At 60.7% G+C, this 13548-nt stretch carries 15 protein-coding genes; 6 read left to right on the forward strand and 9 right to left on the reverse strand.

What is annotated here, in order from left to right; translation table 11 throughout:
* Positions 1–84: 84 nt before the first annotated feature.
* Positions 85–675: a YeeE/YedE thiosulfate transporter family protein gene (locus NUH88_RS05495; RefSeq protein ID WP_257770447.1), complete on the reverse strand. Its 591-nt coding sequence runs from the start codon at positions 673–675 to the stop codon at positions 85–87.
* A 1-nt stretch (position 676) separates the two neighbouring features.
* Positions 677–1303, reverse strand: coding sequence for a YeeE/YedE thiosulfate transporter family protein (locus NUH88_RS05500; RefSeq protein WP_372743546.1), 627 nt, complete (start codon positions 1301–1303; stop codon positions 677–679).
* Between the two features lie 202 nt (positions 1304–1505).
* On the opposite strand from NUH88_RS05500, the gene NUH88_RS05505 reads away from it, so the two are divergent.
* From NUH88_RS05505 to NUH88_RS05515, 3 genes are all read left to right on the forward strand, one after another.
* A complete protein-coding gene (locus NUH88_RS05505) occupies positions 1506–1925 on the forward strand; it encodes a CBS domain-containing protein (RefSeq protein ID WP_257770451.1) in 420 nt (139 codons plus the stop codon).
* 95 nt (positions 1926–2020) lie between these two features.
* On the forward strand, positions 2021–3766 hold the full coding sequence (locus tag NUH88_RS05510) for a dihydroxy-acid dehydratase (protein ID WP_257770453.1): 1746 nt from the start codon (positions 2021–2023) through the stop codon (positions 3764–3766).
* A gap of 76 nt (positions 3767–3842) precedes the next feature.
* A complete protein-coding gene (locus NUH88_RS05515) occupies positions 3843–4172 on the forward strand; it encodes a hypothetical protein (RefSeq protein WP_257770455.1) in 330 nt (109 codons plus the stop codon).
* Between the two features lie 55 nt (positions 4173–4227).
* Here NUH88_RS05515 and NUH88_RS05520 read toward each other — a convergent pair whose 3' ends face one another.
* Together NUH88_RS05520 and NUH88_RS05525 are read right to left on the reverse strand one after the other, a co-directional pair.
* Entirely contained in the window at positions 4228–4956 is a 729-nt protein-coding gene (locus NUH88_RS05520; protein ID WP_257770457.1) for a hypothetical protein, read from the reverse strand.
* A 303-nt stretch (positions 4957–5259) separates the two neighbouring features.
* Positions 5260–5994, reverse strand: coding sequence for an SDR family NAD(P)-dependent oxidoreductase (locus NUH88_RS05525; RefSeq protein ID WP_257770459.1), 735 nt, complete (start codon positions 5992–5994; stop codon positions 5260–5262).
* Positions 5995–6445: 451 nt separating this feature from the next.
* Between NUH88_RS05525 and NUH88_RS05530 the strand changes: the two genes are divergently transcribed.
* Positions 6446–6883 (forward strand): hypothetical protein, encoded by a 438-nt coding sequence (locus NUH88_RS05530; RefSeq protein ID WP_257770461.1) that lies wholly within the window; start codon positions 6446–6448, stop codon positions 6881–6883.
* Between the two features lie 19 nt (positions 6884–6902).
* Here NUH88_RS05530 and NUH88_RS05535 read toward each other — a convergent pair whose 3' ends face one another.
* Positions 6903–7445 carry an acyloxyacyl hydrolase gene (locus tag NUH88_RS05535; protein WP_257770463.1) on the reverse strand — a complete coding sequence of 181 codons (543 nt, stop codon included), beginning with the start codon at positions 7443–7445 and terminating at the stop codon, positions 6903–6905.
* A 22-nt stretch (positions 7446–7467) separates the two neighbouring features.
* On the reverse strand, positions 7468–8418 hold the full coding sequence (gene pip, locus NUH88_RS05540; protein ID WP_257770465.1) for a prolyl aminopeptidase: 951 nt from the start codon (positions 8416–8418) through the stop codon (positions 7468–7470).
* Positions 8419–8553: 135 nt separating this feature from the next.
* On the opposite strand from pip, the gene NUH88_RS05545 reads away from it, so the two are divergent.
* Both NUH88_RS05545 and NUH88_RS05550 read left to right on the forward strand, forming a co-directional pair.
* Positions 8554–9366: a thermonuclease family protein gene (locus NUH88_RS05545; protein WP_257770467.1), complete on the forward strand. Its 813-nt coding sequence runs from the start codon at positions 8554–8556 to the stop codon at positions 9364–9366.
* Positions 9367–9415: 49 nt separating this feature from the next.
* The gene (locus NUH88_RS05550; protein WP_257770469.1) at positions 9416–10927 is read left to right on the forward strand and encodes a M48 family metalloprotease; all 1512 of its coding nucleotides are present in this window, start codon (positions 9416–9418) and stop codon (positions 10925–10927) included.
* Positions 10928–10933: 6 nt separating this feature from the next.
* Here the strand turns inward: NUH88_RS05550 and NUH88_RS05555 are convergent, their stop codons facing one another.
* From NUH88_RS05555 to NUH88_RS05565, 3 genes are all read right to left on the reverse strand, one after another.
* Positions 10934–11818, reverse strand: coding sequence for an RNA polymerase factor sigma-32 (locus tag NUH88_RS05555; protein WP_257770471.1), 885 nt, complete (start codon positions 11816–11818; stop codon positions 10934–10936).
* Between the two features lie 166 nt (positions 11819–11984).
* Positions 11985–12836 (reverse strand): hypothetical protein, encoded by an 852-nt coding sequence (locus NUH88_RS05560; protein WP_257770473.1) that lies wholly within the window; start codon positions 12834–12836, stop codon positions 11985–11987.
* Between the two features lie 141 nt (positions 12837–12977).
* Complete coding sequence (locus tag NUH88_RS05565) at positions 12978–13475, reverse strand: CarD family transcriptional regulator (protein WP_193187080.1); 498 nt, start codon at positions 13473–13475, stop codon at positions 12978–12980.
* Positions 13476–13548 lie beyond the last annotated feature (73 nt).

Below are 13548 nucleotides of genomic sequence, written 5' to 3' on the forward strand. Positions count from 1 at the left end.
AGGCCTTTGGCCCTGTTTTGATGTCCCGACCTTGCGCCGAGAAAGTCCCGGCACGGCGCGCCGTGCCGGGCAGGTGGCGAGAGACTATTCCGCCGCCACGGTGCGGTTCTTCGCGCCGACGATGCGGTCCGGCAGAAACCAGGCGATGGCGATGAAGGCGGCACCGAGCACGAGCCCCACCAATTCGCCCGGGATATCCATCAGAACCGGGTAACTCGTGCCGGCGATATTCCCGAGCGTCGCCTTGCCGCCGAGGATCTTGTCGAGCATTCCGCTCGCCTTCACGTCGGCATAGGTCACCATATAGCCGAAGGCGCCGGCGAGACCGCCGAGCACGAAGACCATGGCATCGAAGCGCCCCGAAGCCGCGGCGGCGAGCCCCGTGCCGGGACAGTAGCCGGCGACGGCGAAACCGAGACCGAGCAGGACGCCACCGACAAAGACCCCGAGATAGGCGTCTTTCACCGAGAGATGGCCGGGATCGACCAGGCCGCTCAGCAGGCCGCCAAAGGTCAGCAGAGCCGCAACGCCGATGGCAAGCAGGATGGTCCGCATCAGGTGCAGGTTGGTGAGGTTCAGCATCCGGATGATGAAGTTCGGATTGGTCGCGCCGACCCGGTCGAGCGTGAAGCCGAAGGCGCCACCGATGACAATGGCAAGGAGGATGGAACTCATCTCACGACTCCTTTCGGAACAGCAGAAGGGCCGTCGGTATACCGGCGGCGAAAGCCCCTGCGGCAAAGACGAAACCGGAAACGGCGGTCTGCATCATCCCGCTCATCATGTGCCCGGAGGTGCAGCCCCCGGCCAGACGGGCGCCGTAGAGCACGACGAAACCGGCAAGAAACGCGGCGAGGTAGCGCTTCCAGGGCGCATCGCCGAAATTGTCCCGCCAGACCGCGGGCATTGCCCGCTCCGCCTTCTCCACGCCGCCGCGCAGACGGGCGGAGATCGCCGCACCGCCGATCAGGGCAAGAACGAAGACGAAGCTGTAGTTCAGCGGGTTCTCGACGGACTTTGCGTATTTCCCGCCGCTTTTAGCGAGATAGACGTTCATGCTGGTGTAACCGCTCTTGGCATCGGCGGACTCAGTCACCACCGAAGGAGAGACCGCGTCCCAGAGAATACCGTCAAAGATCACGAACTGGGTCGAGACTCCGATCGGCTTCACCAGCAGGACCGCCGCAAAGAACACGATCCCGAGCATGAGGCCGCCGGCTTTCCAGGAAAGAGGAGCGCGCATGGCGTGATGTCCTTTCTGTTCAGACAATCCGGGAGACGCGACCGAACGAGATCGCTTCATGCCCGTTCACCAAACATATTCAATTTATTGAATATATCAACGATTTCGTGAAACGGTTGCGGCCGATGGACGCTTTGTCGCACCGCGAACGCCGAAACCTAGGATTTGCAGGCGTTTCCGACGGCCGGGGAAAACAGGGCGCTTGAACTTCCACCACAAAATCGAAACATAAGAGAAAAAATCCATCATGGGAGGAAGTGCCATGCTCCGCTGTGTGGTTCCGGATGTTGTTTCGAATCAGGATCTGCTGACCTTGCCTGTGAGCGCCACGGTCAAGGAAGCGGCCGCACGAATGTCCGAGCGCCGGGTCCGCTCCGTTCTCGTCGTCGAAGATGAGCGACTTGTCGGGATCTTCACCGGCACGGATCTGATCGAGCGGGTCGTGGCGCTAGGCCGAAATGCCGGATTGACCGCGCTCTCGGAGGTCATGAGTACCGACCCGACCACCGTGCGGCCCGATCAGCAGGCGATCGAGGCGCTTCGGATCATGCAGGCGGGCGGCTTCCGCCACCTGCCGGTCGTCGAGCGTGGAAAACTTGTCGGTATGCTCTCCCGGCGCGACTTCCTGAAGGAAGAAGAAGCAGAGCTCGAGCTTGAAGAGAGGCTCTGGGAAGAAATGTAGATTTTCAATTCGGCATGTCTGTCTGCCGCTTCTCCGTCTGGACGGGGACCGGCGCCACGTCCACACTGTCCATAAAAATCCTGGGGGAGAGAGACATGGCGGACAAGACGGACCAACCAAAGGCGCAGGGATTTGCGCGCGGACTGACCAATTACGGCGATTTCGATTTCTCGCTCTATCTCCGCCGCTCCTTCGCCGCTTCCATGGGCTATCTGCCGGAGAGCCTCGAGAAACCGATCGTTGGCATCGCCTATACCGGTTCCGGCTTCAACAACTGCCACCGGCACTTTCCCGAGCTTCTGGAAGCCGTGAAAAGAGGCGTTCTCGCCGCCGGGGCCCTCCCCGTGGACTTCCCTACGATTTCGCTCGGCGAGGTCTATCTCAACCCGACCAGCCTCAAGTTCCGCAACCTGATGAGCATGGACACCGAGGAGATGATACGTGCCCAGCCGATGGATGCGGTCGTCCTCATGGGTGGCTGCGACAAGACTGTGCCGGCCCAGCTGATGGGCGCGGTTTCCGCCGACCTGCCCGCGATCCAGCTCATCGGCGGACCGATGATGACCTCCCGCTATCTGCGCGAGGAAGGCGAGGAAAAGCTTGGCGCCTGTACCGACTGCCGGCGTTTCTGGGCGCAATACCGCGCCGGAACCGTCGATAGCACCGAGATCCGCGAGATCGAAGGGCGGCTCGCCACCACGGCCGGAAGCTGCGCCGTCATGGGCACCGCCTCGACCATGGCCTGCATCGCAGAAGCGCTCGGCATGGCGCTCCCCGGCACGGCAGCCATTCCGGCGGTCCATGCCGACCGGCTGCGAGCTGCGGAGGCCAGCGGCGCGGCGGCAGTCCGCATGATCGCCAATCCAATCCGGCCGAGCGAAATCGTCACCCGCAAGTCGGTTGAAAACGCGCTCCGAATCCTTCTCGCGCTCGGCGGTTCGACCAATGCGGTGATCCACCTGACGGCGATCGCCGGACGGGCCGGGATCGAGATCCCGCTCGAGTGGTTCAACGAGCTTTCCGAAACCACTCCGGTCCTGGTCAATCTGAAGCCGGTCGGCAGCCATTATATGGAAGACCTGTTCGCCGCGGGCGGACTCGGCGCTGTAATGCGCGAGCTGAAACCTCTGCTGAATCTCGACTGCATGACGGTCACCGGCGAAACGCTGGGCGAGCGGCTTGCGGCGGAAACAGGGCCAGTGAACCGGGACGTGATTTCGCCGTCGAGCGACCCGATCGAACCCAAGGGAGGTCTTGTCGCCCTCTTCGGCAGCCTCGCACCCGGCGGCGCCATCCTGAAGCGCTCGGCGGCGGATCCCACTTTGCTCGAGAAGGAAGGCCGCGCCGTGGTCTTTTCCTCCCTGGAGGATCTCTCCGCCCGGATCGACGACCCGGACCTCGACGTCGAGGAGGATGACATCCTCGTGCTGCAGAATGCAGGGCCTCGCAGTCCGTCGGGAATGCCCGAGGCCGGCTATCTGCCGATCCCGAAGAAGCTCTCATCAAAAGGTGTAAAGGATATGGTCCGCATTTCCGACGCGCGGATGTCCGGCACCGCCTTTGGCACCATCGTCCTCCATGTCACCCCAGAAGCCGCTGTCGGCGGCCCGCTTTCATTGGTGCGCACCGGCGACCGAATCCGGCTGTCGGTAGAGGAGAAGCGATTGGATCTGCTGGTTCCGGAGGAGGAACTGGAGCGCCGGCGCACAGGACAATCGATAACGGAACGCGATCCGATGACCTTGCGCGGTTATGACCGGCTGTATGCGGAGCAAGTCCTGCAAGCGGACCAAGGATGCGATTTCAGGATGTTACAGGCTTTGGATAAACGCACGAATTAAGTGAGACATATATAGTTGCGACAACCGAACCAACACGCTATTGTACTCAAAAGACTTGGCACGGGGTGGCGCAACTATGGATCGGGATAGTCCGCCGAACTGGAATTTCTTTGGGACCGTCGAACGTCTGATCAAGGCGACGGAGTCTCTTTTGGACCAGCATGCGGGGCACGGCGGGGTCGATTGCGACCTTGCGCGCAACATGATTACGCGCCTAACCGTGATCATGGAGGATGCCGCGATTTACACGACCCGCGAGGACAAAGAGCGCCGCGATGCGCTCGAAGCCCGCCTGAAATCCATTCGCGATCGGCTCGACGTCGTGGACAAGCCGTCCGAGCGCATTCGCGCCGAGCGGTTGATGCTCGGCGGAAACCGCACCCAATTCGGCCGGGTCCCGGTCTAGGGTCCGGCCAACCTCAACCGAAATGGATTATGACGGGGTCCGGAAGTGTCCGGCTCTACTCCGCCGCCATCAGCGCGCCATTGAAACTGTCGACGGTAGAGCGCATATCCGGCCCTGGAGCCGATTCCAGAAATTGCGTGCGCATGCGAACTTCCTCGCGCATTTCCTCCCCCGAGATCCAGACAAGCGCCAGGGACACTTCCCCCGACGTGAACGGGAAGGTATGCGGACGCATCATCTGCGAGTGCCGATAGCCGTAGAGGCGCGGTGCGAGCTGGGCGGCGGTGATCTTCGGCAAGGTGTTGCCGACAGTCGCGCTCGCTCCGGCTTCGATCGCGTAGGTATAGGCCACGGTCGTGATGTACCAGCTGATGCAGTTGCCGCGGTCATAGCTATGCAGCCCGCCACGCGAACAGATCCTGCCGTCGAGCTGTACCTTACCGCGCAGCCCGGACTCATGATTCTCCCAGCCATGCGCATCCGGCCGATCATAGAAGAAGTATCCGGCCTCGAAATCGTCTAGGAAGTCGTCCGTGTCAAAAAAGCGAAAGGCAATGGTGCAAGCCAGCTCGCCAGATGCCTTGCGGATGCTGACGTAGCGGCTGTTCGACTGGTCGAGGTTCTCCGGCTCGAACTGCGGGTTCACGAACTCGGACTTCCGCCGGATCTCATCACACCAGGCCTCCATATCCGTTCCGCTCTCGAGCAAGTAACCGAAATTTTCCAGGTACTGGCCGAATACACGCCGGCAATGCGGTACCAGCGCGGATGATTGCTGATTCATGTCGAATACCCCGTCTTGCTACCGACGACGTCGCCGCTCGACCGAGCTTCGCCGCCAACAAATACCCGGCATTCTGCCGACGGCGTCTATCCAGGCAGGGCGCACCAATACTTCGCCATTCGCCTACGCCAGCGGACGGCATTCGAGATTTCTATGCGACCGAATTACCCCGCTTACCGTAGAACTATACACGGTTTGCGGCTAAATCAGACGCAGATTCGTTTAGAGTTTTTTAAGAATGGCTGTTATCAGCCTTAACATCGCCACCTTGGCGAGAGCAGTGAATACAACGGATCAACCATATTATGTTTCAGTCCCCCCGTTGACGGCAAGCATCTGGCCGTTGACAAACCCGCCTTCATTTCCGCACAGCAAACTGACCATTGCGGCGATATCTTCCGCTTCACCGAGTCGTCCGACCGGGATTCTCGAAAGCTGCGAGCGGATGTGTTCGGCGTGCTCATGGTCGGATTCATCCGGCCGGATTGGGCCGGGTGAAATGACATTGGCCGTGACACCCTCGGGACCGAATTCCTTGGCCAGCGCCTTTGTCAGCCCCCAGACGCCATGCTTGGCCGCCGACACAGGCGCGCGACCGGCATATCCGTGAATGGCGTTCATGCCGGCGAAATTGACGATCCGCCCCCAGCCCGCCTCGACCATGCCCGGCAGAAAAGCCCGTGAGAGATAGAAAGCGGCATTGAGATCGACGGAAATGACCCGGTCCCAATCCTCGTCGGTCATCTCGAGGAGTTTCTTCTGGGGTCGGATGGCCGCGTTGTTCACCAGCGCGTCGATCCGGCCGAACCGCTCAAGCGCGGAAGCCGCCATGGCCCGAACGTCGGCACTCTTGCCGACATCGCCGATGGCGATCATTGCTTCGGAGCCGGCGTCCTCCACTTCCCGGGCCACACGTTCGCATGCCGCACGGTCGTGACTACCGTTCAAAACGACGTTGAATCCGTCCCGCGCGAGCCGTACCGCAATGGCACGGCCGATGTTTCGCCCAGATCCGCTGATGAAAACTGTCTTTGCCATAATCTGTCCTCCCCTGTGTCCGGCGAGAGGATAGCGACAAGTTAACTTTTATGGGAAGTGGACTGGCTTATCCTAGTATCTGCAACGGGGAGGCTGATCGTAAACAGTGATCCGCGAGCAATCGCGCTCAAAGAATCCAGCCATGTACTCGAACGGATTCTTGTCTGCGTAAGCCTCGGTCGCGACCCATGTCGCACCGCCTACGGCGGCGACCGTACAGCCGGACGTTCCAAGCAGCAGGGCCAGAAGCCCCAAGGATCTCATCAACGGACGCATTTTGCCTCCCATCGCAACGATTTTGTCACAAATGCTATATAAATAACTTATCAGAGTTCCCGACAGATTTCCAGTACAGAGACGGCACGTTTCTTGCTGCGTTTTCTTTGGTTGCGGACCGGGTTATGGCACTCTCCGCAAACGGCAGCCGTTAACAGCATCCGGAACGGACATAATGGGATTCAGTTGGACCACTTCGGACTTTCCGAAGCTCGCCGACCCGCACTTCATCGACGCCGTCGGCCATCTCGTGCATGCGCGCCAGGCAGAGGGCTATCAGTTCTCGATGGCGTTGATGGGATATCAGGCCCTCTTTTACGAGCCGGCTTTCGAAGAGCTGGTGAAGAAGGAAACCGGCATCGAGCGACTGCAGACAGTCCTGCATGAGATCCGTCGGGGCTCCTTCCTGAAGGAAGGCGCCGACGGATGGGAGTTGAGCTTCCGGGCAGACATTCTGGTCAGGAACGAATTCGACACCGCGACGCGGAAACCTGTCGGCGAAGTCGATTACGCGTCAGATCTCGAATATCGCGATCAGGTGCTCTACGCGACGGACGAAGCCGGTCTCGAGCGCTTCCGCACCTGGTGCAAGGAACTGGGGCTGGAGGCGTGAACCGGCAGCCCCTCCCCCGCTAATTGCCGAACAGTTTGTCGAAGGGAACCGAGTACATCAGCATCACCGACTCGGTTCCCGGATTCTGTTCGTCAATCCCGGCGTTGGAGATGTGATGGAAGGTCAGCCCGAGGCGCGAGTAGTCGTCAAAGCGGTAGGCAAATTCGACACCGGAGCGGAACTCGATGGCACTGCCCAGGTCCTTGCCGTCCCCATTACCGTATATGCCGGCAGCAAAGTTCGGGGTGAGCACCCAGCGCTTGCCGAAAAAAATGTCGACGCCGATCCCACCATACCCGTAGGTCGCGCCTTCGGCGGTCGCCATGAACCCCACAAACGGCGTGAACAGCCAGAGCTTGTTCTGCTCCGAGAAACGATACTCGACCCGCGCTTCGGCCGTCGTCTCGTTGTCGATCACGTCGTAGACGCCGGCCCCCAGCGACAAAAACGCCGGTTCCTCGGCACGAACGGAGACATTCGACGAGACGAGGAAAGCCAACGCCGCCGTCGCCACACTCAAGAACCTTTTCACCGGGATCCCCCCTTGTAAAACCGCGCGCATGATAACCACCGCGTTGATGGCTTCAAGGCCGTATCGTCTGCCGGATGCTTTCCATCGCCTCAATCAGGCTGCGCGCGATTCCGGGCTCCATTGCCGAATGCCCGGCATCCGGGACAATCTCGAATTTGGCCTCGGGCCAGGCGGCCGCGAGTTGCGCCGCCGTGGAGATCGGGCAGATCACATCGTAGCGCCCCTGGACGATGACGGCTGGCAGATGCCTGATCCGGTCCAGTTGAGCGAGAAGCTGCCCGGGTTCGAGGAACATGCGGTTCGCAAAATAGTGGGCCTCGAGCCGGGCCAGAGAAAGGGCGCGCTGAGGTTCTTCCCCGCCTATCGCCGGAAGCGGCAGGAGAGACGAGCAGGCCGCCTCGTATCCTGCCCAGCAATCGGCCGCCGGCTGATGGATCTCAGGGTCTTCGGCCACCAGTCGGCGAAGATAGTGTGCCAGAAGATCTCCCCGCTCCTGCTCCGGCAGGAACCCGACGAACCGGCGTTCCGCCTCAGGGAAAAATTGGCCCATACCATGGAGAAACCAGTCGACCTCACGTTCCGTACCGAGAAAAATCCCCCGCAGGACAAATCCGAGACAGCGCTCCGGATGTGCCTCCCCGTAAGCGAGCGCCAGCGTGCTGCCCCATGACCCGCCGAAGACGATCCACTGCTCGATTCCAAAATGCTCCCGGAGCCGCTCGATATCGGTAATCAAGTCCTGGGTCGTGTTTCCGCGGAGCTCGGCAAGCGGTGCCGAACGGCCGGTGCCGCGCTGGTCGAACAGAACGACATCGAACGTCTCTGGATCGAAAAAACGGCGATGCGCTTCGGATATCCCCGAACCGGGACCACCGTGCAGGAACACGACAGGAATTCCGCCGGACTTGCCAATCTGCTCCCAGTAGATCCGGTGCAGATCGTCGACCTGCAGATGTCCGCTGCGCCGGGCAGCGGTCCGCGGGAACAGTACTCTTTCGGACACGGTCACTCCTGCGCGGCTTCCGACTTGAACAACATCTCTTCCATATCCTCACCGAGCTCCGCCGTCACCCCCGCGCGCGACCGACGGTGCATTCGCTGCTTGAGATATTCTCAATCTCCGTGATCCGATAGGACTATGCGGCCCGCTCTTCACATTCTCCGGCTGACGGCTCTGCTCGTCTTTTTCTCTGTATCAGGAGACAGCATAGCCGAGATCCCGCGCCTTCCCGAAAACGCGCCGGGCGCGAAACTGAAGGACCAGGCAGTCACGGAGATCGTCGATGGGGACACGCTTGTTCTCAGGTCCGGGAAGCAGGTCAGACTTGTCGGGATACAGGCGCCGAAACTCCCGCTTGGGCGTGTCGGCTTCGAAGCCTGGCCGTTTGCCGAGGAAGCCCGTGCAGCCTTGCTTCGGTTGACCGAGGCGCAAACAGTTTCGCTTCACTTTGGCGGACGGCACGAAGACCGATACCGGCGCTACCTCGCGCATCTGACACTCCCCAACGGCACGTGGGTCCAGGGGCGACTGCTTCTGGACGGCATGGCGCGGGTCTACAGCTTTCACGACAATCGCGCCCTGATCGCTGAAATGTTGGCGCTGGAACGAAGAGCACGGAGCGAAAGGCGCGGCATCTGGAAGCTCCCCCACTACCGCATCCGCAATCCCGCCGAGACATGGAACGATATCGACAGCTTCCAGATCGTCGAGGGGCGGGTTGTCGATGCCGCCCGGATACGTGACACGGTCTTTCTGAATTTCGGCCCCGATTGGAGAACTGACTTCACGTTCAGGATCGGGCGGCGAGCCCTCCGCCGCTATGAGAAGCTCGGAATCGATCCGCTGACTTTTTCCGGTCGCTCCGTCCGCGGGCGCGGTTGGGTCAAGCCGCAGAACGGGCCGCTAATCGAGCTCACACATCCGGAACAGCTTGAACTCTTGCCAGAATAACCAACATCGCGCTCTAAGGTTGACGAAAGAAACGTACGGGAGAAATCGCGTGGCGACGGTGATCGAGGTGATTCACGGAAGAACGATCCGCCCTGCCAGCCTGATCGCATTGCTATGCGCCATTCTGTCTACCGGCACGCTTCTGTCAGGCTGCAGTACCAATCCCGCCACCGGCGAGCAGAGCTTCACCGCCTTTATGTCCCCCGAAGACGAGTTGCGGGTCGGCAGGGAACAGGACCCGAAAATCCGTCAGCAATTCGGCGGAGCCTATGATGAGCTTCCTGAACTGACGGCGTACGTGACGCGGATCGGAAAGCGACTGGCCGCGACGTCCGAAATGCCGGACCTCGACTTCAAATTCACCGTACTTGATACGCCCGACGTCAACGCATTCGCGCTGCCGGGCGGTTATGTCTATGTCACCAGGGGGCTGATCGCGCTGGCCGAGAACGAAGCCGAACTCGCTGGTGTCATCGCCCACGAGATCGGGCACGTCACTGCCCGGCACAGCGCGGAGCGTTATTCGCGCGCCGTGGCGACCAATCTCGGCGCTACTCTCCTCGGTATCCTCGCGGATAGCCGCGCGGTCGCCGATATCGCCAGCCAGGGCGCCACGCTCTATCTGCAGAGCTATTCGCGCGACCAGGAATTCCAGGCCGACACGCTCGGGGTTCGTTACCTGAATCGCGCCGGATACGACACCGGCGCGATGGCGAGCTTCCTTTCGAAAATGGGCGAAGCCAGCCGATTACAGGCGCAAATGTCGGGATCGGACCACGATCCCGACGCGATCAATCTGCTCGCCACCCATCCTCGGACAGTAGACCGGGTCAAGCAGGCGCTGGCCGCAGCCGCCGTGCAGCAGTTGGCAAATCCGGTCACCAACAAAGATGTCTTCCTGGACCAGGTCGACGGCCTGATGTTCGGAGACGATCCGAAGGAAGGAACCATCCGAGGCAAGGAGTTCCTGCATAAAGACCTCAATTTCCGTTTCGAGGTCCCCGCCGGCTTCCGGCTCTTCAACAAGCCGACGCAGGTGCTCGCGGCCGATCAGCAAGGCGCAAGGATCGTGTTCGATCAGGCGCCGAAAGGTACGAGCGTGCCGCCGGTGGATTACATCCGCGCTCAATGGGCGAAGGGTCACAATGTACGCGACCTCGAGTCGATCGACGTCAACGGGATGGTTGGCGCGACGGGGTGGCTCCCTGTCACCGCGCGCGACAGATCCTCATACGTGTTACGCCTGGTCGCGGTCAGGTTCGATTCCCGGACCGTCTATCGCATGCAGTTTCTGATCCCCAGCCAGCGGACCCAGGCCTTGAACGAGGATTTGCGGCGGACGACTTACAGTCTTCGCCCGCTCAGCGAAGAAGAACGTAAATCGATCAGACCGTTTGAGGTGCGGGTTGTGACCGTTGATGGCGGCGACACCGAGCAAAGCCTTGCCGCGAGCATCCCAATGCCCGGCTACGAAACGCGTTTCTTCCGGGTGATCAACGGACTGGAACGCGACGTCTCCCCGAATGCGGGAACGCGCGTCAAGACCATCGCCCCCCGGTGACCTCCGTCAGGCCTCGGTATAGAGGTCCGAACTCCGGTCCACATTGCGGCTGATATGCTGTTTCAGCTTTAGCATGGCCCGATGCTCAAGCTGCCGGACACGCTCCTTGCTGACCCCGAGCACGACGCCAAGCTCCTCAAGGGTTGCTCCGTCCTCAACCAGACGACGGCGTTCGATGATGGTCTGTTCGCGGGGGCTGAGTTCCGACAGCGCCTCTTTAAGCCATTTGGAGCGGGTCTCCGCATCCCGCATGCCGGTGACGATATCTTCCGGCGTCGGACGCTCGTCCGACAGGAGCTCCATCCATTCATCCTCGCCGCTTTCCCCGATTGGCGCGTTGAGCGACTGGTCGGAACCGGACATGCGCTGTTCCATCGCTTCGACGTCCTTGATCGCGACGCCGAGCTCCTCGGCAATCTGTTGCCGCTGCTCTCCGGCAGAAAGTTCTTCGGACGCCTGCTGGATCTTGGCCCGCAGGCGACGGAGATTGAAGAAGAGCGATTTCTGCGCTGCGGTCGTCCCGGTGCGCACGATCGACCAGTTGCGCAGGACGTAATCCTGGATCGCCGACCGGATCCACCAGCTCGCGTAGGTCGAGAACCTGACCTCGCGCTCAGGTTCGAAGCGGGCAGCCGCCTGCATCAGGCCGACATTGCCTTCCTGGATCAGATCGCCGATAGGCAGACCGTAATTGCGGTAGCGCGAAGCTGAACTGACGACCAGCCGCGTGTAGGAGCGGACCAAAAGGTGGAGAGAGCGTTCGCACCCCTCCTCCCGCCAGGCTCTTGCGAGGTCGAGCTCCTCTTCCCGTTCCAGGAGAGGCTCGTTCATGCTGGCCTTGATGAACGTGACGTTGGCACGCCGAGTACCAGGATCGTCTATATGTGCCATGGCTCAACCTCTACAATGCAGCAGTGAGAAAACTCACAAGCATCTACGATCCCCGAGGGAAATCGGATCACCGCGCAGAGGTTTTGGCGACTCTTATCAGTTCACAAACGCGAGAGCACACACAATAGTACGTCGGGTCCGGATGGTTCGGCCGAGCCGTTCAACGTCAAGCGTTGACCCTATCTACAATCAGGCCTTGCCGGTCGAGGCAGACGGCATGCAGCTCGCCGTCAAAGCCAGCTCCGCCGTCGATGCTTAGGGTCGAGGATGTCTCGACGATACCTTCGTGAGCTGGCTCGAAACCGCGGACAACTCTCTGGAAACCTCCGTAGCCAGCCTCCGCGATCTGACCGAACCCCTGAGTGTTCCACCAGAAGCCGTCTTCCTGGTCTGAGAGGTCGCGGGCGGGATCCAGCCCCGCGCTGACGAAAAGAATTGCTTCGTCATCGGTGTAAGCGGCCCTGCGAAACCCGGTCATGAATTCATTATGCCCCGGATGCGCGCGAATTGATTGCCGGAGCTGCCCCGTCCACCGGCTCACGGCCAGAAGTCCTTCCATTATGGCGGCTCTCGCCTGCTGCTCCGCGCCGCCATACGCATGCAACGTCGGCCGCACGCCGTGCGCCAGCATCCAGTCGAGGATCTCCTCGCAATCGCCAGCGAAATGAAGCTGCAGGAGTTTACGCCACATTTCTTCCTGACGTCCGCGGAGATACACGATGTCGTCGAGATCGGTATAGGGAGGCTGGGCTAGAATGAGACGGCGGAAACGCAGAAGTTCGTCCACGGTCTCCAGCACCTTTTCCCCATGGCCATAATAGTTGCCCAGATACACGAAACGATCGCCGGGCTCATAGCGCTCTCCCAAGGCGGCGTGCAGCCCCGACAGATGATCCGCGCTGCCGTGAATGGAAGCAATCGCCCAGATACGGGAGCATTTGCGCAGGACGGCAAAGCGCGCATCCGACCCGGATGCCGGTCTCGCACTTTCTGTTTCGATTTTCGCCGCGTCTGACATTGCTCTGCTCCTACCCACCAGATAGCAATTCAGACGCCCGCCGCCAACGGTTCAAGTTGACCCTGGGTTTCTTCTGAAATGAAACAGGCGGCGCCGATGGCACCGCCTGCTGAAATCGAATATCGGCGGGTGTATCCCGGATCAGGCAGCCGCCATGATCTTTTCGAGACGGTCCGTCGCCGCGTCCTCGTCGATTTTCTCGATCGCGGCGAACTCGCGGGCCAGCCGGTCGAGCGCGGCCTGGTACATCTGCCGTTCGCTGTAAGACTGATCGGCCTGACCGGTATTCCGGCGCAGGTCGCGGACGACTTCGGCGATCGAAACCGGATCGCCCGAATTGATCTTCGCCTCGTATTCCTGGGCGCGACGGGACCACATGGTGCGACGAACGCGCGCGCGGCCTTTGAGCTTGGTGATCGCGGCATCCATCTGCTTACGGGTGCTCAGACGGCGCAAGCCGGAATTATTGGCTTTCCCGACAGGAATCCGCAGCGTCATACGGTCCTGCTCGAAAGTGATAACCAGCAGATCGAGTTCGGTCCCTGCAATTTGCTGAGTCTCGGTGCCGATGATCTTTCCGACGCCATGGGTCGGGTAGACCACGAAATCCCCAGCCTTGAACTCCACTTTTTTTGTCATTATTCAGTCTCTCTCACTTTTCAGAACCACGATCCGCGCAAAGCGCAGAAAGCTGCCGGTACGCGCCAAAAAA

Source organism: Nisaea acidiphila, assembly GCF_024662015.1.
GTDB classification, from domain to species: Bacteria; Pseudomonadota; Alphaproteobacteria; order Thalassobaculales; family Thalassobaculaceae; genus Nisaea; species Nisaea acidiphila.